Annotated in this window: 13 protein-coding genes and 1 pseudogene; 8 read left to right on the top strand and 6 right to left on the bottom strand. The window is 69.9% G+C overall.

Annotated features, from left to right (window positions below; genetic code table 11):
- Positions 1 to 205: 205 nt before the first annotated feature.
- From ORI60_RS17300 to ORI60_RS17285, 4 genes are read left to right on the top strand one after another with little or no spacing between them, the layout of a single operon-like run.
- Positions 206 to 1,210: an adenylate cyclase gene (locus tag ORI60_RS17300; protein ID WP_266038407.1), complete on the top strand. Its 1,005-nt coding sequence runs from the start codon at positions 206 to 208 to the stop codon at positions 1,208 to 1,210.
- 2 nt (positions 1,211 to 1,212) lie between these two features.
- Positions 1,213 to 2,193: a hypothetical protein gene (locus ORI60_RS17295; protein ID WP_266038406.1), complete on the top strand. Its 981-nt coding sequence runs from the start codon at positions 1,213 to 1,215 to the stop codon at positions 2,191 to 2,193.
- Entirely contained in the window at positions 2,193 to 3,416 is a 1,224-nt protein-coding gene (locus tag ORI60_RS17290) for an adenylosuccinate synthetase (RefSeq protein WP_266038404.1), read from the top strand. The genes ORI60_RS17295 and ORI60_RS17290 overlap by 1 nt, the downstream gene beginning before the upstream one ends.
- On the top strand, positions 3,367 to 4,026 hold the full coding sequence (locus tag ORI60_RS17285; RefSeq protein ID WP_266038402.1) for an NUDIX hydrolase: 660 nt from the start codon (positions 3,367 to 3,369) through the stop codon (positions 4,024 to 4,026). Before ORI60_RS17290 ends, ORI60_RS17285 begins: the two co-directional genes overlap by 50 nt.
- 127 nt (positions 4,027 to 4,153) lie before the next feature.
- Here ORI60_RS17285 and ORI60_RS17280 read toward each other — a convergent pair whose 3' ends face one another.
- The 5 genes from ORI60_RS17280 to ORI60_RS17260 all read right to left on the bottom strand — a co-directional run bounded on the left by ORI60_RS17280 (position 4,154) and on the right by ORI60_RS17260 (position 13,046).
- The gene (locus tag ORI60_RS17280; RefSeq protein WP_266038400.1) at positions 4,154 to 5,350 is read right to left on the bottom strand and encodes a M1 family metallopeptidase; all 1,197 of its coding nucleotides are present in this window, start codon (positions 5,348 to 5,350) and stop codon (positions 4,154 to 4,156) included.
- Positions 5,347 to 9,084 (bottom strand): Pls/PosA family non-ribosomal peptide synthetase, encoded by a 3,738-nt coding sequence (locus tag ORI60_RS17275; protein WP_266038397.1) that lies wholly within the window; start codon positions 9,082 to 9,084, stop codon positions 5,347 to 5,349. The genes ORI60_RS17280 and ORI60_RS17275 overlap by 4 nt, the downstream gene beginning before the upstream one ends.
- Before the next feature lie 100 nt (positions 9,085 to 9,184).
- Positions 9,185 to 10,882 (bottom strand): DUF4153 domain-containing protein, encoded by a 1,698-nt coding sequence (locus ORI60_RS17270; protein ID WP_266038395.1) that lies wholly within the window; start codon positions 10,880 to 10,882, stop codon positions 9,185 to 9,187.
- Between the two features lie 479 nt (positions 10,883 to 11,361).
- Positions 11,362 to 12,333: a HAMP domain-containing sensor histidine kinase gene (locus ORI60_RS17265; RefSeq protein WP_266038458.1), complete on the bottom strand. Its 972-nt coding sequence runs from the start codon at positions 12,331 to 12,333 to the stop codon at positions 11,362 to 11,364.
- 23 nt (positions 12,334 to 12,356) lie between these two features.
- Positions 12,357 to 13,046, bottom strand: coding sequence for a response regulator transcription factor (locus tag ORI60_RS17260; protein WP_266038393.1), 690 nt, complete (start codon positions 13,044 to 13,046; stop codon positions 12,357 to 12,359).
- Between the two features lie 81 nt (positions 13,047 to 13,127).
- Here ORI60_RS17260 and ORI60_RS17255 point away from each other — a divergent pair, with 81 nt between their 5' ends.
- From ORI60_RS17255 to ORI60_RS17240, 4 genes and pseudogenes are all read left to right on the top strand, one after another.
- Positions 13,128 to 15,299: an ATP-dependent RecD-like DNA helicase gene (locus ORI60_RS17255; RefSeq protein WP_266038391.1), complete on the top strand. Its 2,172-nt coding sequence runs from the start codon at positions 13,128 to 13,130 to the stop codon at positions 15,297 to 15,299.
- 290 nt (positions 15,300 to 15,589) lie between these two features.
- A complete protein-coding gene (locus ORI60_RS17250) occupies positions 15,590 to 16,867 on the top strand; it encodes a M14 family zinc carboxypeptidase (protein ID WP_266038389.1) in 1,278 nt (425 codons plus the stop codon).
- 542 nt (positions 16,868 to 17,409) lie between these two features.
- Positions 17,410 to 17,946: pseudogene (locus ORI60_RS17245) on the top strand (serine hydrolase domain-containing protein); the annotation flags it as partial.
- A 113-nt stretch (positions 17,947 to 18,059) separates the two neighbouring features.
- Positions 18,060 to 19,151, top strand: a complete 1,092-nt coding sequence (locus tag ORI60_RS17240; RefSeq protein ID WP_266038388.1) for a serine hydrolase domain-containing protein — start codon at positions 18,060 to 18,062, stop codon at positions 19,149 to 19,151.
- A 60-nt stretch (positions 19,152 to 19,211) separates the two neighbouring features.
- On the opposite strand, the gene ORI60_RS17235 is transcribed toward ORI60_RS17240, so the two are convergent.
- The gene (locus ORI60_RS17235; RefSeq protein WP_266038386.1) at positions 19,212 to 20,825 is read right to left on the bottom strand and encodes a glycosyl hydrolase family 18 protein; all 1,614 of its coding nucleotides are present in this window, start codon (positions 20,823 to 20,825) and stop codon (positions 19,212 to 19,214) included.
- Between the last annotated feature and the right edge of the window lie 197 nt (positions 20,826 to 21,022).

Below are 21,022 nucleotides of genomic sequence, written 5' to 3'. Positions count from 1 at the left end.
GAGGTCGAACGTTCTCCGGCTGAGCGTGGGCGTGGGGGGGGGGGGGGGGGGGCCCCCCCCCCCCCCCCCCCCCCCCCCCCCCGGCCGGTCGATGTGCGGAATCGGCCTCTAGCCGGGTAGCGGCGCCATTGAGCGAGCGGTAGCTCCTGGGTCACGCAGGCTGGACGCCATTGCGCTTCGGGTTTGAGTCTGCAAGACTCAAACCATGTTCACCACATCGGAGGCGCTGGACCTGGTCGAACGCGCCACCTCACCAGAGGCGCTGTTCGGCCCGCGCACCACCGACCCGGCCAAGCGCAAGCAGGCGAGACGCCGCTACCACGCGCTGGCCTCGGTGCTGCACCCCGACGTGGTCGGACCGGCCAACACGCGGGCACACGCGGCCTCGGCGAACCTGACGCGGCTGCACCACGAGTGGACCCACGGCACGACCGTCGAACTCAGGACCAGGACCGGCGTCTACCGCATCGGGGAGCCGTTCGCGGTCGGCAGCATCGCCAACCTCTACGAGGCCGACGGGCCGTACGTGGTCAAGGTCGTGCGCAACCCGGCGCTCAACCCGTTGCTGCACGGCGAATGGCAGGCGTTGCGTCAGCTGGAACGTTTCACCGACCGGAACCAGTGGTTGCGGCCCTTCTACCCGCGGCTGCTCGACACGTCGGGCGATGTCGCCAAGGGGTCCAGGGCTTTCACGGTGCTGGACCCGCTGCTGGACGGGTTCGTGACGCTCGCGGACGTGAAAACCGCCTACCCGCGAGGCCTGGACGGGCGCGACTACGCGTGGATGCACCGCAGGCTGCTCAAGGCGCTGGCCGGTGCGCATCAGGTCGGGCTGGTGCACGGGGCCGTCACGGCCGAGAACGTCATGGTGCACCCGGAGCAGCACGGGATCGTGCTGGCCGGGTGGTCGTTCGCCGTCGAGGAGGGCCAGCGGCTCCTCGCGACCAGCCGCACCATCGCCTATCCGCCGGAAGTCCAGGCGGGAGAACCGGTCACTGCCGCCACGGACGTCCACATGGCACACACGCTGATGATCGATCTGTTGCGAAGCGACGAACATCGGCAGATCGCGTTCGCCCGGGGGTGCACGCAGGAACGGCCGTCGCGCCGGCCCGACGTCGCCGACCTGCTGGGCGAGTACGACGAGCTGCTCGAAGAACTGTACGGACCAAGGGTTTTCCGCCCGTTCGCTCTGCCAAAAGGAGAATGACCATGGGACACGGCAAGTGGGATGACAACGCTTACGCGGCGGCGAAGACCTTCCGCGCGGCCAAGGGGATCGCCGACTTCGGTTACACCGCCGCGATCAAGTCGGCGCCTTCGTCGAGCTGGAAGGCGGCGGCGGCGCTCGACCCGCTGAACGTCGCGTACCGCGAGTGCCGGGACTCGCCCGACCACGCCGACTCGACACCGATCGCGGTGCTGTTCGACGTGACGGGATCGATGGGCGCGGTGCCGCGGATCATGCAGGGCAAGCTCGGTAAGTTGCACGGGCTGTTGCAGCGCAAGGGATATCTCGCCGACCCGCAGCTGATGTTCGGCGGGATCGGGGACGCCGACAGCGACCGCGTGCCGTTGCAGGTCGGTCAGTTCGAGTCGGACAACCGCATGGACGAGCAGCTGCGGGACATCTTCCTCGAGGGCAACGGCGGCGGGCAGAAGAGCGAGTCCTACGAGCTGGCCGCGTACTTCATCGCGCGGCACGTGGTCACGGACGCGTGGCAGAAGCGCGGGCGGAAGGGCTACCTGTTCATCATCGGAGACGAGCTGAACAAGCCGCGGCTGGAGGCCAAGCACATCCGCCGGATCATCGGTGACGACGTCAAGCAGGACATCGACCCGGTGTCGGTGTACCGCGAGCTCGCTCTCAAGTGGAACGTGTACTTCATCCTGCCCAACCAGTCGTCGTACTTCAACGACGACAGCATCGGTGACCACTGGCGCGCGATCCTCGGGCAGAACTTCCTCAAGCTGGACGACCCCGGCGCGGTGTGCGAGCTCATCGCCGCGACGATCGGCATGGAGGAGCGCGTGGTCGACCTCGACCAGGCTCTCGTGGACCTCGCCGAGATCGGGTCGGTCGCCGAGAGCAAGGCCGTCGGCAAGGCCCTGGTCGCCGTTGGCAACGCCGCACGGCCGGTCGTCGCCGCGCCGCTCGGCATCGACGGTCCCGACGACGTGGCGCTGAGCTGATGAACCAGGACCACGTGATCGTCGTCGGGCTCGGCTTCGGCGACGAGGGCAAGGGGGCCGTCGTCGACGCGTTGTGCGCGGAGGGGGGCGTGTCCACCGTTGTGCGGTTCAACGGGGGAGCGCAGGCCGCGCACAACGTGATCGCCGGCGGCAGGCACCACACCTTCAGCCAGTTCGGGTCGGGCACGCTCGCGGGCGTGCCGACCTGGCTGTCGCGGTACGTGCTCGTCGAACCGATCGCGCTGGCGACCGAGTCGCGCGAACTGGAGGCGCTCGGCGTCGCGAACCCGCTCTCGCTGATGTCGGTCGACGCCGGCGCGCTGCTCACGACGCCGTTCCACGTCGCCGCGAACCGGGCCAGGGAGAGGGCCAGGGGAGGCGACCGGCACGGGTCGTGCGGCAAGGGGATCGGCGAGACCGCCTGGTACGGGCTGCTCGCCGGGGCGAGCGAGGGGGACGTGGTGGAGGGGCAGCGGGTGCTCGGCGAGCCGGGCCCCGCCCCGACCGTCGGCGACTGCCTGAACCCCGCGGTGCTCCGGCGCAGGCTGGACGCGCTCGCGAGGTTCTACGAACCGCTGATCGGCGACGGCCCGGACGTCGGCGAACTGGTCGGGCTCTACACCGCGTTCGCGGACGCCGTCCGGATCACGACCGGCGACGAGGCAGGGCGGCTCGCCGACAGCGGACGGCTGGTCTTCGAGGGCGCGCAGGGCGTCCTGCTCGACGAGACCCACGGGTTCCACCCGCACACGACCTGGTCCACCACCACACCGCGCAACGCGAAGGCGCTGCTCGGCGGACGTCCGGCCCGCGTGCTCGGCGTGACCAGGACCTACCAGACGCGGCACGGCGCGGGCCCGCTGCCGACGGAGGACCAGTCAGTCCTGGACCGGTTCCCCGAGGCGCACAACGGCACGGGGGAGTTCCAGGGCGCGTGGCGGGCCGGGCACCTGGATGCCACCCTGCTGCGCTACTCCGTGGACTGCTGCGGCGGCATCGACGGACTGGCGGTGACCCACCTCGACGCGGGCGGCCTGAAGGTCGCCATCGGCGGGGCCCTGGAAGACCTGTCCGACCCCGTGACGTACCTGGAGGACCTCCTCGGAGTGGACGTCCTCGTCACCGGCACGGGGCCGACCAGGGCGGACTACGCGGTGCGGGAGAATTCAGCACATGATCGAGTCGACGTTGGTGTCGGTGGACGTGATCGTGCTCCGGTTTGATCCAGACGCACGCGCCGTGCTCGTGGGGGTGGCACCACGCGCACAGGAGCCGTTCGCGGGCGAACTGGCGCTGGCCGGCGTCCTGCTGGGCAAGGGAGAACGGCTGCGCGACGCGACCACCAGGGCCGTCACCGGCAAGCTGGGCCTCGCCGAGAAGTCCGTGACGGCGACCGGCCAGCTCGCCACGTTCGACGAGCCGTCGCGTGACCCGCGCGGCCCGACGCTGTCGATCGCGCTGTGGGCCACGGTGACCAGGCCGACCGGTGACCTGGCCGTCTGGAGCCGGCTCGACGCCGTGCCCGCGCTGGCCTTCGACCACGACCGGATCGTCGCCGACTGCCGGCCGATGCTGGCGGACAAGCTGTGGCGCGACGTGCCGTTCACCGCCGGCCTGCTCGGACCCGAGTTCACGACGGCGCAGGCGCTCGACGTCACCGAGTCGCTGACCGGCGACCGGCCCTACCCGGCCAACCTGGGCCGCACGATGGACCGCGTGCCGGGCCTCGGCCGCACCAGCGAGCACGCGGCCGCGTTGCCCAAGGGTGGCCGCCCGCCGCTGGTGTGGAAGTGGTCTAGGCCGTGTCCCGGAAGTACCGTCGGGCGGCAGTAGCGGCCGAGGGCCCCGGAGACGACACCGCCGCGACGCCCGAATACAACCCGGTATGAGGGCATCGCGGCGGCGCCGTCTCCGGGTCTCTCGCCCGCGCCTGCCACCGGACGAACTTCCGGGACACGGCCTAGCGAGGCAGTTCGGGCTTGAAGAGCCAGCGGGTGAGCAGTTCCCGGTGCCCGGCCAGCGAGAGGAAGTCCTCGGTCGTCACCACGCCGTGCCGGTTGCGGGCGCACCACTCGCGCAGCAGCGCGAAGAACGAGTCGTCGCCCATCTCGCGGCGCAGCGCGTGCAAGGTCAACGCCCCGCGCTTGTAGACGCGGTCGTCGAACCAGTCCGCGCGCGGAGGCCGTCCGATCACCAGGTTCTGCGGCAACCGGCGCAGCAGATCCCGTGCGGCGGCGGCACAGGCGTCGGCGGACCGGCCTCCGGAAGCCTCGGACCAGATCCACTCCGAGTAGCAGGCGAAGCCCTCGTTGAGCCAGATGTGCTCCCACGCGGCGATCCCGACCGAGTTGCCGAACCACTGGTGGGCCAGCTCGTGCGCCACCAGCCGCTCCGAACCCCGGCGGCCGTCCACGTGGTTGGCCCCGAACGTCGACAACCCTTGCGCCTCAACGGGAACGTCGAGTGCGTCATCGGTCACCACGACCGAGTACCTCGCGAACGGGTACGGCCCGAACAGCGACGAGAACAGCTCGATCATCGCGTCCTGCCGGCCGAAGTCGTGCGCCACGAGCCGGCGCAGCCGGGCCGGCGCCCACACGTTCGGCAGCGCCTCGACATACTGTCCGATCTGGACGGTCGCGAGGTAGGTCGCCATCGGTGCGGCCATCGAGTAAGTCCACCGAGTCGAGCTGCCCGACACCTTGCCGTCCACCAGCACTCCGTTGCACACCACCGTGTACGGCGAAGGCGCCGTCACCTCCAGGTGGTACGAGGCCTTCGAGGACGGGTCGTCCAGGCACGGGAACCACGACGGCGCCCCGATCGGCTGGGACGCCACGATCGCACCGTCGGTGAGCTGGTCCCAGCCGAGGTCGCCCCACTCGGGCGTCGCCACCGGCACCGGCACGCCCGAGTAGCGGACCTCGACCGAGAAGGCCCCGCGCACGGCCGCGCGCACGTTCAGCACGCCGCCGGCGTGCCCGTACCGCGCGGGTTTGCCGTTCACCAGCACCTTCGAGATCCGCAGTGGACCGAAGGACAACGAGAACGACGACAGCGAGGTGCAGGAAGCCTGCAGCACCGCGCGCCCGGACAGACGCGCGGAGTACGGCTTGTAGTCAAGCTCTAGTGCGTAATGGTGTACGGAGAAGCTCATGTCCACGCGGAGATCGGGTTGCCCAGCCAACGGGTTCCCGACGGTACATCCTCTCCGCGCATGACGAGCGAGGCGGGTCCGATCGTGGTGTGAGCGCCCACGGACACCCCGGGCAGCACGATGCCGTGCGGGCCCAAAGTGGAACCCGCGCCCAGCTCCACGCGGTCCATCCGCAGGATCCGGTCGTGGAACAGGTGCGTCTGCACGACACAGCCCCGGTTGACCGTCGCGCCGGCGCCCAGGGACACCAGGTCGGCCTCGGGCAGCCAGTACGACTCGCACCACGCGCCACGGCCCACCGACGCGCCCAGCGAGCGCAGCCACAGGTTCATCAGCGGCGTGCCACCGGAGAACCCGATGAGCCACGGCACCGCGAGCACCTCGACGAACGTGTCCGCCAGCTCGTTGCGCCACACGAACGCCGACCACAGCGGGTACTCGCGCACCTTGAAGCGGCCCACGAGCGTCCACTTGGCGACGACGGCCACCAGGCACGCGGCCACACCGGCACCGAGCAGCACGACGCCGGACCACCAGAGTCCGAACTCCTTCAGCGCGAACAGCACCAGCACGACCAGCGCGACGTTCAGCATCACCGGGACGAACCGGCACAGCTCGACCAGCGCTCGCGCCCACATGAGGTGCTTGGGCGGGTCGAACGTGCGCGACTGGTCCGACACCTCGGCGGCGCGCGGCAGCTTCATCGGCGGCATGCCCAGGTACGACGAGCCGGCCTTGGCCCGCTTCGGGGCCGCCGACAGCACGCCGACGAGCCCGCCCTTCGGGACGTTGCGGCCCGGCGCGGTCATGCCCGAGTTGCCCAGGAACGCCCGCTTGCCCACGCGAGCCGTGGCGATGCGCAGCCAGCCACCGCCGAGCTCGTACGTCGCGACCATCGTGTCGTCGGCCAGGAACGCGCCGTCGCCCACGCGGGTCATCTTCGGCAGCGCGACGACGGTCGAGGCCTCCACGTGGCGGCCGACCTTCATGCCGAGCAGCCGCAGCCACACCGGCGTGAACAGCGACGCGTACAGCGGGAACAGGGCCGAGCGCGCGTTGTTCATCAAGCGCTCGGTCGTCCACGCCGCCCACGCGGCACGGCTGTGCACGGGGTAGTGGCCCTCGCGCATGCCGATGCCCAGCAGCCGGACCGACACCAGGATCAGCAGCGCGTAGGTGCCGAACCAGATCGCCGAGGCGACGGGAACGTCCCACAGCGCCGACGTCAGCGTGACCGGCTGCCGCAGCACGTAGAGCAGGGCCGGAGCCGCCGCCAGCAGCGGCAGGGCGGCCAGCAGGCCGGACGAGACGCCGTACATGAGGTTCCAGAAGCGCGACCGCTCCGGACGGCGCGACGGGAACGACCGCGCCGCCTTGCCCTCGCGGGTGGCGGGCACACCGGACCAGCGCTGGCCGGTCGGCACGGACCTGACGACACCCGAACCGGGCGCCACCTCGGCCTTCTTGCCGATCCGCGCGCCGGGGAACAGCGTGCTGCGCGCACCGACGGTCGCGCCCGCGCCGATCCGGATGCGTCCGATGCGCAGCCGGTCGCCGTCGAGCCACCAGCCGGACAGGTCGACCTCGGGTTCGACGGCGGCGCCGCGCCCGACCTTGAGCATGCCCGTGACCGGCGGCAGCGAGTGCAGGTCGACGCCGGGGCCGATCTTCGCGCCCAGCGCTCGCGCGTAGTGCGTGACCCACGAACCGGAGAGCTCGGTGGCGCGCGACATCTGCGCCAGCATCTCGGCGGTCCACAGCCGCAGGTGGACGGAACCGCCGCGCGGGTACTCGCCGGGCTTCACCCCGCGCAGCAGCAGGCGGGCGCCACCGGCGGAGATCGCGAGGCGTCCGGCGGGGCTGAGGAAGACCGCGAAGCCCGCGGCCACCCACCACCACGACACGGACGTCCAGCCCAGCACGTTCGACAGGGCCGTCAGCGCGACGACCCAGCGGGCACCGGCGATCGTGAGCAGCGGGACCATCAGCAGCGTCTGGACGACGCCGGTCCAGCGGGGCGTCGGGGTGACCTCGTGCACCTCCGCGGCCTCGCCGTAGGACTCCAGCCGGCGAGCCAGCTTGTACAGCGTCGGGTTCTGGTAGATGTCCGACACCGACGTGCTCGGGTACCGCGTGCGGACCATCGAGACCAGCTGCGCGGCACCGAGCGAGCTGCCGCCGGACGCGAAGAAGTTCGCGCCCTCGGAAGCGGGCCCGGAACCGAGCACCGCGGCCCACTGCTCCGCGAGCCAGCCCTCGACCCCGGAGAACACCACTCCGGCGGTGTCCATCGACTCGAGCGGCCACGGCAGCGCGGCGCGGTCGACCTTGCCGGACGTGCGCGTCGGCAGCGTCTCGACCACGGCGATCAGCGGGACGAGAGCCGCGGGCAGCTCCGCGCGCAGCTGTTCGACGGCCGCGTCCTGGTCGAACTCGCCGTCGGTCACCACGTAGCCGACGAGGATCTGGTTGCCGCCCCGCGTCGTGCGCACGGCGGCGGCGGCACCGGCGATGCCGGGCAGCGCCGCCAGCGCCGCGTCGACCTCGCCGAGCTCGATGCGGCGGCCGCCGAGCTTGATCTGCTCGTCCGCGCGGCCGAGGAAGACGAGGCCTTCCGGCTCCGCGCGGACCATGTCACCGCTGCGGTACGCGCGGTCCCAGCCCATCGAGGGCAGCGGCGCGTACTTCTGCGCGTCCTTCTCGACGTCGAGGTAGCGCGCCAGGCCGACGCCGCCGATCACCAGCTCACCGGACTCGCCCATCGGCACGACCTCGCCGGCCGCGTCGACGACGACGAGCTCCCAGCCGTCCAGCGGCAGGCCGATGCGCACGGGACCGGTGCCGGTCATCTGCGCGGCGCAGGCCACGACGGTCGCTTCCGTCGGCCCGTAGGTGTTCCAGACCTCGCGGCCGTCGACGGCGAGCCGTTCGGCCAGCTCGGGCGGGCAGGCCTCACCGCCGAAGATCAGCAGGCGGACGTCGTCCAGCGCCTCGACGGGCCACAGCGCGGCCAGCGTCGGCACCGTGGAGACGACGGTGATCTCCTGTTCGACCAGCCACGGGCCCAGGTCCATGCCCGTGCGCACCAGCGAGCGCGGCGCGGGCACCAGGCAGGCGCCGTGGCGCCACGCGAGCCACATCTCCTCGCAGGAGGCGTCGAACGCGACGGAGAGCCCCGCCAGCACGCGGTCGTCCGGCCCGATCGGCTCGTCCCGCAGGAACAGGCGCGCCTCGGCGTCCACGAACGCGGCGGCGTTGCGGTGCGTCACCGCGACGCCCTTGGGCTTGCCGGTCGAACCGGACGTGAAGATGATCCACGCGTCGTTGTCCAGACCCGGCTCGCCGGGCATGCCGAGCGTGGTGCCGTGCCGCGTGAGGGAACGGCCCTCGCCGAGCACCGCACCCACTTGCGCCTCACCGAAAACGAGCTCGGCGCGCTCGTCCGGGTCCTCGAAGTCGACCGGCACGTAGGCCGCGCCGGCCGCGAGGGTCGCCAGGATCGAGACGTAGAGGTCGGCGGTGCCGGACGGCACGCGAACGCCGACCCGGTCGCCGACCCCGATGCCTTCGGCGGCGAGCTTTTCCTTGAGCTCCAGTACTTCCGTGATCAGTGCGCGGTACGTCAGCGCGGTGGTGCCGTCGTCGACGGCCAGCGCGTCCGGGTGCTCGTCGGCACTCGCGCGCAGGATGTCCAGGAGGGTGCGCGGTGGAGGCGCCTCGCCTGCGGTGAACATCGATCGAAGGACAACGGGTTCAGCCGCGATCGTCACGTCAGCGTCACTTCTCACCCTCTCGGCAACCGGTAGCTGCACAACTTTACAGCCACGTAACGGACTACCTCTCTCCTGAGTACGCACCCTCACAGGTGACCTCAGTCACCGCAACACCTTCGAGTGATGATTTCGCGTTGTGGCGCGCGAGGTTCCACTCCCGCCAGTCCTGCTCGACGGTGCGGTTCTTCATCCACCGCAAGGCACACGAGCGTTCATGTGCCGGCAACCTGACCAGCGCGGGCACCGCGTCCTCCGACAACTGCGACAGGTAGTACGTGTCGATCTTCTTCGTCGCCTCGAACCGCGACACGTTGTAGTCGGCGACCACCCGTTCGGGGTTCATCGTCACCACCGCGAGGAAGAACGCGGCACCGGTGGCCACGATCGCCTTGGGCAACCAGTTGGCGCGCAACGAGATCCCGCTCGCGATCACCATCAGGTACACGACCGCCAGCCACACCTCGCACGACGCGACGAGCAGCCGCAGCACCGTCCACCCGTACGCCTGCTGGTAGAACCACATGCGGCTCAAGGCACTCGCCACGATGACGAGCGTGAGAACAGCGAGCGAACCGAGCAACACCCGCAGCCACAACTGTTCCTGCTTCGTCTTCTTCACGGCGAACCGCGCGACGCCGGCGATCACGCCGAGCGTGAGGACGGCGACCCACAGCAGCTGCCAGAACCCGGTCCGCGCGTACTCGGCGAACGTCACGCCCGCCGTCTTCATCACGTAGGCCTCGCCACCGAACAGAACCGCGAGCTGCGTCCCCACGAACCCGGTGAACAGCAACACGAGCACGCCGACGGGCAGCCCGTAGTCCTTGAGCCGCAACGACCCCGGCTTGACCTCGGCGTCCTCGTCGATCTCCGGCGGCGCCGCCACCAGGTAACAGGCGCCCAAAGCGCCAAGCGCCGCGACGACCCCGTAGAAGACCTTCTGCACGTACGTGCCGAGTTCGAGCTCCGGCACCAGACCTTCGAGGAAGTCGCTGAACCCCTTGTCCGCCCCGGCCAGCAGCGACCCGAAGACCACCAGCAACACGAGCGCCACACCGACGGAGATGAACGGCCGCACCCCGATCGGCCCCCGCCTGCGGAACCCCTTGGCGACCCAGGGAATGGCCCGGAGCCCACCCAGCCCGACACCCACGGCGCCGAACACGAGCCCCCGCACGGTCTTCCCGCCCGCCATCGCGATCGAACCGCACAACATCGACGCCATCAGCGACAGCGGGAACACCCACTCCGCGGCCCGCAGGAAGCCCATGGCGAGGAACGCCAGCGCGCCCGCCAGCCACAACGCCCGCTCGACGGTCGGCCGACCCGCGTAGAACAGCACGCCGCCGACACCGACGAGTCCCGCCAGGAACCAGCCGATGCCGTTGTTCGGCACGGCGAGGAACGCCCCGCCCAGACCCGCGGCCAGGCCCGCGACCAGGGCTTTGCCGGGCGCGCCGGTCGTGGGTGGCCGCCACCAGGGCATGAACGGCACCCCCGGGGCGGTCATGGCGCCCGCTGGGGCGGGGTAGCGGGGCGGGCCCTGCCACGGGGACGGTGGGGGCAGGGTGGCGGTGACGACTGGAGCAGGCGAGGGCACCTCTACGGGCTTGGGCTTGTCCTCGACCGCGGCGTGCTTCTTCTCGGGGCGCGTCTGGCTCTCGGAGGCCTCGCGGGCTTCAGCGGCCTCGGTGGACTCGGTGGACTCGGTGGACTCGGGAGCTTCAGCGGCCTCGGCGGGCTTCGCCTTCGCCTCCACCTTCGCCGACTGATCTTGTCGGACCCTCCGAGTAGGTTGAGTCGCAGGGGTTCCCGGCTCGGGGGTACCCCTGCGCGAGCCTGCCCCGGCTTCGCCAGCGCGCTTGCCAGCGCGTTTGCCAGCGTCCTCACCAGCGTGTTCGCTGGCGTGCTCACCGACATCCTCACGAGCGCGCTCACCGACATCTTCACGAGCGCGTTCGCCGACGGCCTCGTCAGCGCGTTCGCCGACGCCCTCACCCTCCGCGGGCTTCGGCGAGCCCCCAGCGCCCGCCGACTCCCCCTCTCCGGACACCGGCCGATACCCGACCTTCCGGAAGTGCCGGTACCTCCGCCGCGCGGCGGCCTTCTCCTCGGGCGTCTCAGACGAGTCAGCCGAAGGCGTCGAGTCAGTCATGTCTCTCTCCCAAGCCCGAGAACGGGCGCGCTTCACCGCCGCACCGGCGATCGCGGGTGCGGACGAACAAGGTCAGCCAGAAGTCAGCGGGGCAAGGTCACCCGGATGCACGACCCGGGATCCACCACGGCGATCGTCCCGCCGTGCAGGTCCACCACCCACCGGGCGATGGCGAGCCCGAGCCCGGTCCCGCCACCGCCCGCCCTCTCCCCTCGGGTGAACCTCTCGAAGATCCGCGAGCGGTCGGCCGGCGCGATGCCCGGCCCCTCGTCCCGGACCTCCAGCACCACGCACGAAGCCGACGAGTACCCGGTCACGGACACCAACCCCCCGGTGGGTCCGTGCCGGGCGGCGTTGTCCACCAGGTTCACCAGCACCTGGTGCAACCGCTCCCCGTCGGCGAGAACGGTCAGGTCCCCGGCCACGTCGATCGAGAACGAGGCCGACGGCGCGGCCACCGCGGCCTCCGCCACCACGTCCGCGACCAGCGATGAGACGGACAGCGTCTCGCGGTTCAGCGACAGCACGCCGGCGTCGATCTTCGACAGGTCCAGCAGCTCCGTGACCAGCCGCCCGAGCCGCTCGGTCTGCGCCAAGGCGGTCCGCATGGTCGCCGCGTCCGCCACCGCCACCCCGTCGACCACGTTCTCCAGCACGGCCTGCAACGCCGAGATCGGGGTCCGCAGCTCGTGCGAGACGTTCGCGATCAGCTCCCGCCGCTGCTGGTCCGCGGCGGCGAGGTCGGCGGCCATCACCGTGAACGCCTCGGCCAGCTGCCCGACCTCGTCGGACGAGGTGGCCCGGACCGACCGCGAGTAGTCCCCGGACGCCATCGACCGCGCGGCAGAGGTCATCTCCCGCAACGGCGAGGTCATGCCGTGTGCCAGCAACTGCGAGGTCAGCAGCCCCAGCACCAGGGCGATGAGCGTCGTGCGAGGCGGCAACCACCCGGTCACGTAACGGAAGTAGGCGAACGAGACGCACCCGGACACCACGATCACGATGCCGAGCTTGAGCTTGATCGACCGCACCGAGTCCAGCGGACGCGGCAGCATGTCGAGCAGTTCCAGCAACCGCCTCACGAAGACACCTTCTTGGCGGGGACCTCCAGCGCGTACCCCACTCCGTGCACGGTCCGGATCAGGTCGGCCCCGAGCTTGCGCCGCAGCGCCTTCACGTGGCTGTCGACCGTCCGCGACGACGCCCCCTCGTGCCACCCGCACGCCTCCGCCAGCAACCGCTCCCTGGCCTGCACGGCGGACGGCCGCTCGGCCAGGAACACCAGCAGGTCGTACTCGGTCGGCGTCAGGTGCGCCTCGACGCCGGACCGCGACACCCGCCGCGAGGCCAGGTCGATCACCAGGTCGCCCAGCTCCATCGACTGCGTCGACGCCGCCCGCGACACCCGCCGCAGCAGCACGTGCACGCGTGCCGCCAGTTCGCGCATCGAGAACGGCTTCGTCAGGTAGTCGTCCGCCCCCACGGCGAGCCCGACCAGCAGGTCGGTCTCGTCCCCCCGCGCGGTCAGCATCAGCACCGGGACCGACCGCGACGCCTGGATCCGCCGGCACACCTCGAGCCCGTCGAACCCCGGCAGCATCACGTCGAGAACGACCAGGTCAGGGAGGAACGCGGCCGCCTGGGCGACCCCGGAGGGCCCGTCGTGGGCCACCGACACGACGAACCCCTCGGCGCGCAGCCGCGCGGCCACGGACTCGGCGATCGTGATGTCGTCCTCCACGACGAGCACCCTGCGCTGACCTGTCATGACGGCGACTTTATGGGTATGTCGTGGAGGACGCCGGGACAAGTTGTGAAGATCGTGTGCAGAAGCTTGTAGGTTCTCGGCATGAACGTCCTCGAAGCGGTCCTGGAGAGGATCACCTACGCCAACGAGGACAACGGCTACACCGTCGCCAAGGTGGACACCGGGCGCGGTGACCTGGTCACGGTCGTCGGCGCGCTGCTCGGCGCGCAGCCCGGTGAGTCGATCCGCATGCGGGGCACCTGGGGCTCGCACCCGCAGTACGGCAAGCAGTTCCACGTCGACGACTACACGACGGTCCTGCCCGCGACCATCCAGGGCATCCGCCGCTACCTCGGCTCCGGCCTGATCAAGGGCATCGGCCCGGTGCTCGCGGACAAGATCGTCACCCACTTCGGCGTGGACGCCCTGGACGTCATCGAGCACTCCCCGGAACGCCTCATCGAGGTCCCGAAGCTCGGCCCGAAGCGCACCAAGCTCATCGCGGACGCCTGGGAGGAGCAGAAGGCCATCAAGGAGGTCATGGTCTTCCTGCAGGGCGTCGGCGTCTCCACGAGCCTCGCCGTCCGCGTCTACAAGCAGTACGGGGACAAGGCCATCGAAGTCGTCCGGGAGGAGCCGTACCGGCTGGCGAACGACGTCTGGGGGATCGGCTTCAAGACCGCCGACGTGATCGCGAAGGCCGTCGGCATCCCGCACGACAGCCCGCAGCGCGTCAAGGCCGGCCTGCAGTTCACGCTCTCCGAGGCCACCACCGACGGCAACTGCTACCTGCCCGAACAGGCCCTCATCGCGGACGCCATCAAGATCCTCCAGGTCGACACCGGCCTGGTCATCGACTGCCTGGCGGAGCTCGTCGAGGAGGAGGGCGTGGTCCGCGAGGAGCTCCCGGACGACGAGATCGCCGTCTACCTGGTGCCGTTCCACCGCGCCGAGATCTCGATGGCGGCGCAGCTCAAACGGCTGCTGCACGCGGACACCGACCGCATGCCCGCCTTCGCCACCGTCGACTGGGACAAGGCCCTCGCCTGGCTCGGCACCGACCTCGAGGAGCACCAGGCGGCGGCGGTCAAGCTGGCCCTGACGCAGAAGGTCGCGGTGCTGACCGGTGGCCCCGGCTGCGGCAAGAGCTTCACGGTCCGCTCGATCGTCCGCCTGGCCCAGGCGAAACGCGCCAAGATCGTCCTGGCCGCCCCCACCGGACGCGCCGCGAAACGCCTCACCGAGCTGACCGGCCACGAGGCGCGCACCGTCCACCGCCTGCTCGAGCTCAAGCCCGGCGGCGACGCGGCGTACGACCGCGACCACCCGCTCGACGCCGACCTGGTGGTCGTCGACGAGGCCTCGATGCTCGACCTGCTGCTGGCCAACAAGCTCGTGAAGGCCGTCCCGCCCGGCGCGCACCTGCTCCTGGTCGGCGACGTCGACCAGCTGCCGTCCGTCGGCGCGGGGGAGGTGCTCAGGGACGTGCTGGCGCAGGGGAGCCCGATCCCGAACGTCCGCCTGACGCACATCTTCCGCCAGGCCCAGGAGTCCGGTGTGGTCACGAACGCCCACCGCATCAACAGCGGCGACTACCCGGTCGTCCAGGGGCTGCCGGACTTCTTCCTCTTCAGCGCCGACGAGGCCGAGGACGCGGCGACGCTGACCGTCGACGTCGTCGCGAACCGCATCCCGCGCAAGTTCCGCCTCGACCCGCGCAAGGACATCCAGGTCCTCGCTCCGATGCACCGCGGCCCGGCCGGCGCCGGCGCGCTCAACACCGTCCTGCAGGAAGCCCTCACGCCCTCCCGCGACAACCTGCCGGAGAAGCGCTTCGGCGGCAGGGTGTTCAAGCTCGGCGACAAGGTCACCCAGATCCGCAACAACTACGACAAGGGCCGCAACGGCGTCTTCAACGGCACCCTGGGCGTCGTCATCGCGCTCGACCCGGTCGAGCAGAAGCTGACGATCCGCACCGACGAGGACGAGGAGGTCGACTACGAGTTCTCCGAGCTGGACGAGCTCAGCCACGCCTACGCCATGACCATCCACCGCTCACAGGGCAGCGAGTACCCGTGCGTGGTCATCCCGATCACGACCAGCGCGTGGATGATGCTGCAACGGAACCTGCTCTACACCGCCGTCACGCGCGCGAAGAAGCTCGTCGTGCTCGTGGGCAGCAAGAGGGCCATCGGCCAGGCCGTCCGCACGGTCGGCGCGGGCCGCCGCCACACGGCGCTGGCGCACCGGCTCAGGACCTCGCAGACGCTCTGAGTTTCGTCAGTCCACGCTGCGCACGACGGTCGGCTCCAGCCCTTCGTCGTCGTCCGCGGGAGAACCGCGCCAGGGGAAGGAGAACTCGGCGGTACCGTCGTTGTAAAGGTGGTCCATGCCCTGCGCTCCCCTTTCCTCACAACAACTGTGGCGTTGCCAAGCGGAATGATATTGATTTTCGTCACACCGCGCCAAACGGCTGCCGCCCGCGTCCCAAGAACCGGACGGTAATCATCCGGTCGGTCGAACGGAGTGGCGGCGATCGGCCGGACGGCCGATGATCATCCATCATGCGGACCGCCGTCGCCCTGCTCGCCTGCCTCGCCCTCCTCCTCAGCCCCGCGCCGGCACCAGCGGAAGGTCCACAAGCGACATACGTGCTGCGCGTGCCCGCGCCGGTGGGCGACTCCGCGCAACGGTTGCTGGGCCTGGGTTACGACGTGCTGGAACAGCGCGACGGCGCCGACCTGTTCGTCGTCGGCGACTCTCGGACCGCGCAGGAGCTCCGCTCCGACGGCTACCGGTCCACCGTCGAGACGGTGATGCCCCCGTCCCAGCGTGAGCCGCGCTCGCTCGGAAGCACGACCTACTACGGCGGGTACCGGACGATCACCGCGCACCTCGCCCACCTCGACGAGGTCGCCCGCGCCCACCCCGATCTCGCGACAGTCGTCGACTACGGCGACTCCTGGCGCAAGACCCAGGGCGCCGGCGGGTACGACCTGAAAGCCGTCTGCATCACCCGCAAGAGCCCGGGCGACTGCGCGTTGACGCCCGCCGCGCCGAAACCACGCCTGTTCGTGATGGGCCAGCTGCACGCCCGCGAGATCACCACCGGCGACATGGCGTGGCGGTTCGTCGACGACCTGGTCGGCTCCGACCTCACGGCGATGCTCGACGACCTGGAGATCTGGGTCGTCCCGATCGCCAACCCGGACGGCGTCGAGATCGTCGAGTCCGGCGGCGACTCGCCCGTGCTGCAGCGCAAGAACGCCAACGGCACGTGCACCTCCGGACCGCGCGGCGTCGACCTCAACCGCAACGCGGGCTCGCACTGGGGCGAGGTCGGCTCGTCCACGAACAAGTGCAGCGAGACCTACCGCGGCTCGCGCGCCGACTCCGAGGTGGAGGTGCAGGCACTGGAGTCGTTGTGGCGCAAGCTCTACCGCGACACCCGCGCACCGGGTGACACCGCGGCCGCCTCCGCCGACACGACCGGCGCCGTGATCTCCATGCACAGCTACGGCAACTACGTGCTCTTCCCGTGGGGGTGGAGCACGCAGAAGACGGGCAACGACGCCGCCCTGCGCAGGATCGCGAACGACATGGCCGCGCTGTCCGGCTACACGGCCGGTCAGCCGGGCGAGGTGCTCTACAACGCCTCCGGCGCCACCGACGACTGGGTGTACGACGACCTGGGCGTGCCGAGCTTCGTGTGGGAGATCGGCGCCGGCTCCGGCAGGTGCGGCGGCTTCCTGCCGCCGTTCTCCTGCCAGAAGGACGTGCATTGGCCGAAAGTGCGTCCCATGCTCGTTTCGGCCATGAATGCAGCAAAACGGCCCTACTGAAGCATTGTGGGGGCATGGGCACACGCTTGCTCGCCACTCTGGCCGCATTCAGCCTGCTCTTCACCGGAACCGCCGTCGCCGACGAGACCCAGGTCGACCGCCGGGTCGTCCAGGAGGGCCTGACGACATGATCACCGCCGGGACGGCCCAGAGCGCTCAGATCCGCATGTCGGGTGGCGGACCCGCTTCACCGCGTGGTCCGGCACCGCGGAGATGAACAACCAGCGCCTGGAGTGGCATGTCGGTCGGTTCCGGCGGGCAGGGCCCCACCCTCCCGGGGGCTGACCACCCAGGTGGCAGGAACCTGACTTTACCTGCGGGAACGCGCTGTCAAGCCCCCGTCCGGCGATCTATGGACAACTCACCGGGGCCTGCGGAGTTGTCCACAGATCGGCGAGCGGCCCCTTGACGGACCGAATTTGCGAATAGCGTGGAGAGGCCTGGTGGTCAGCCCCCTTGGGAGGGCGGGGCCCGACCGCCGCCCGATTTCACGCCGAAGCGCCAAACCGCAGCCCGGCACCAGGTAGGAGTACAACAACACCAACTACGTCATCCTCGGCATGCTGATCGAGAAGGTCACCGGCCGCGAGTACGAGCAGGTCGTCGCACAGCGCGTTCTGAAGCCGCTGCGCCTGCACGAGACCACGTTCCCCGGTGACGACCCGGAGATCCGCGGCCCGCACGCGCACTCGTACGGGATCGTGAACGGGCAGCCGGTCGACACCACGCGCTGGAACCCGTCCGTCTGCTGGGCGGTCGGCGGCGTCATCACGACCACCAGGGACCTCGACACCTTCTACGCCGCACTGCTCACCGGCAAGCTGCTCAAGCCCGCCCAGCAGGCCGAACTGACGAGGACGACCCCGGTGAGCACCGACTACGGCCTCGGCGTCTTCGTGGAGAAGGCCCCGCGCGGCACGATGATCATCGGCCACCCCGGTGGCGTGCCCGGCTTCGCGAGCTACGCCTACTCGACGCCGGACCTGAAGCGGCGGGCGGAGTTGTCCATCAGCGCCGGCGTCGGCACGGGCGACCCGACGAACGCCTACGACAAGCTGATCAACGAGATCTTCTGCTGAACGGAGCAGGGGACATCCCGTCTCCCGCCGGTGGTTCCTCAGCGAAACCCCTAGGGCCTTCGTACGACTGAAGGTGGATGCGGGCCGGCACCCCGCAACGACAGGGTGTGAGCATGGGGAATCGATTGGTAGCCACAGTTACCGCAGCGAGCCTGCTGGCTCTGACCACCGCGGGCGTCGCGTCGGCGGACACGTCGAGCGTGGACCGCGAGGTCGTCCAGCAGGCCCTGGACCAGATCACGCGGAGCGGGGCGGCTCTGGGCGTGCAGGCCAGAGTCGTGGACGGGCGGCAGCGCTTCACGGCCGCCTCCGGCAAGGCCGAGCTGAACAGCGCCAGGCCCGTGCCGCAGAACGGCAGGTTCCGCGTCGGCAGCATCACCAAGACGTTCGTGTCCACGGTGACGCTGCAGCTCGCCGGTGAGGGCAAGATCGACCTGGACGCCCCGGTCGTCCGCTACCTGCCCGGCCTGATCGACAGCCGCATCACCGTGCGCCAGGTTCTGCAGCACACGAGCGGGCTCTTCAACTACACCGACGCGTTGCCGCTCAGTCCCGAGGAGTTCGAGCAGATCCGCTACAAGAGCTGGTCTCCGCAGGAGCTCCTCGCGCTCTCGACGTCCAAGCCGCTCGACTTCGAGCCCGGCACGAAGTGGAGCTACTCCAACACCAACTACGTCGTAGCCGGTCTGCTGATCGAGAAGATCACCGGCAAGCCCTACGAGAAGGCGGTCGAGCAGCGGATCCTGAAGCCGTTGCGCCTCGACGACACCGAGGTGCCGGGAGACGAGGTCCGCATCAGCGGCCCGCACGCCCACGGCTACTGGACCGTCGCGGGCAAGCCGTCCGACATCACCCGCATCAACCCGTCGGTCGCCTGGGCGGCCGGCGAGATGATCTCCACGACGCGCGACCTGGACACGTTCGTCACGGCCCTGTCGAGCGGCAGGCTGCTCAAGCCCGCGCAGCAGCAGGAGATCAGCAGGACGACGGCCGTGAGCCCGGAGTACGGACTCGGCCTGCAGGTGCAGACGTTGCCGTGCGGCACCAAGGTGTGGGGTCACGGAGGCGGCATCCCCGGCTACTCGTCGGAGATGATGACCACGCCCGACAGCAAGAAGCGCTTCGAGCTCAGCGCCACCAGCGGTCCCGCCCAGGGCGACCCCGGCGACGCCTTCAACAAGCTCCTGACCGAGGTCTTCTGCTGATTCCGGGCACACAAAAGGGGAGCTGGGTTGACCCAGCTCCCCTCCCGGCGTTGTGAAGGACTACCCGAGGGCGTTCTTCATCGCTGTGATCAACTCACCGTTCGCGGTGTCACCGTTGAGCTCCCAGAAGAACGCGCCGCCGAGACCCTGGCCGCGTGCCCACTGGATCTTGCTGGTGATCGTCTGCGGGGTGTCGTAGCTCCACCACTCGCCGTTGCAGAACGCGTAGGCCGTGCCGGCGATGGTGCCGGTGGCGGGGCACTTGGTCTTCAGGACCTTGTAGTCCTCGATGCCCGCCTCGAAGGTGCCCGGAGCCGGACCCGTCGCCGTGCCACCGGGGGCAGCCTGCGTCACACCGGTCCAGCCGCGGCCGTAGAAGCCGATGCCGAGCAGGAGCTTGCTGGCCGGAATGCCCTTGGAGCGCAGCTTGGAGATCGCGGCCTCGGAGTTGAAGCCGGCGGTCGGGATGCCGGTGTACGACGTCAGCGGGGAGTGCGGAGCCGTCGGGCCCTTGGCCGCCCACGCACCGAAGTAGTCGTACGTCATGACGTTGAACCAGTCCTGGAACGGCGCCGCGCCACCGTAGTCAGCCGCGTCGATCTTGCCGCCGTCGGAGCCGTCAGCGGTGATCGCCGAGGTGACGAGGTAGTTCGGGCCGAACCGCTCGCGCAGCTTCTGCATCATGTTCTTGTATGCCGCGAAGCCACTGGTGTCGCACGACAGACCACACGCGTTCGGGTACTCCCAGTCGATGTCGATGCCATCGAACAGGCTCGCCCAGCGCGGGTCCTCGAGCAGGCTGTAGCAGGAGTCGACGAACGTCTGCAGGTTCTTCGACGCATCACCGAAACCACCGGACCAGGTCCAGCCACCGAACGAGTAGAGCACCTTGAGGTGCGGGTACTTCTTCTTGAGCTTCATCAGCTGGTTGAAGTTGCCGCGCACCGGCGCGTCCCAGGTGTCAGCGACGCCGTCGACGCTCTCCGCCGCCGTCATCGACTTCTCGATGGCGGGGTAGGCCTCACCGATGGTGCACTTGCCGCCGGTCACGTTGCCGAACGCGTAGTTGATGTGCGTGAGCTTCGACGCCGAACCCGAGGTGTCGATGTTCTTCACCTGGTAGTTGCGCGCCGGGTACACGCCCCACTCCGCGAAGTAGCCCAGGTTGATCTTCCCCGGAGGCGGGGGCGGGCCGGTCGTCGTCGTGGTGGTCGTGGTCGTCGTGGTGGTGGTCGTGGTCGTCGTGGTCGTCGTCGGGTTGGTCCCGCCGGCCTCACACGAGCCACCGTTGAGCTTGCAGTTGGTCGGCGCACCGAACGTGCCGGTGTACGAGCCGTTGAAGCCGAAGCTCACCGACCCGCCGACGGCGATGCTGCCGTTCCAGGTGTTCTTGACCGTGACGGTCTGGCCGCTCGTCGTGTACGAGCCGTCCCACAGCGAGGTCACCTTGTGGTTGGCGGGGAGCGTGAACTCGACGGTCCACGCGGTCAGGGCCGCCGCGCTGTTGTTCTTGATCGTGTACTTGCCCTCGAAGCCCGTTCCCCAGTCAGAACCCTTGGAGAACGTGGCGGAAACGCCACCGGCGCCGCTAGCAGCGGGCACGACGACGATTCCGAGGACCATCGCGGCGACAGCCGCGAAGAGAGCAGCTAGATGCCATCGGGACTTGGACATCGGTCTCCTCAGTCGCAGGGGGTACCGGAACGATGTGGTTTAGACCACTCGAAGGTCAAGGTCTAGACCTCTGCCGTCACTCGAACGGAGCAGTCCGAAAACGGTTTAGCTGCTCCCGGCCGTCCAGATTCCGGCTGGTTGGTTAACCATTTGGGCCGGGCCAAGACGGCAGTCGTCGGGAAGTTCGCACCTTCGGG

Source organism: Lentzea sp. NEAU-D7, assembly GCF_026242055.1.
Classification (GTDB): Bacteria; Actinomycetota; Actinomycetes; order Mycobacteriales; family Pseudonocardiaceae; genus Lentzea.
The sequence above is the reverse complement of the archived record's forward strand: the minus strand, read 5'-3'. Positions and strand labels throughout refer to the sequence as shown.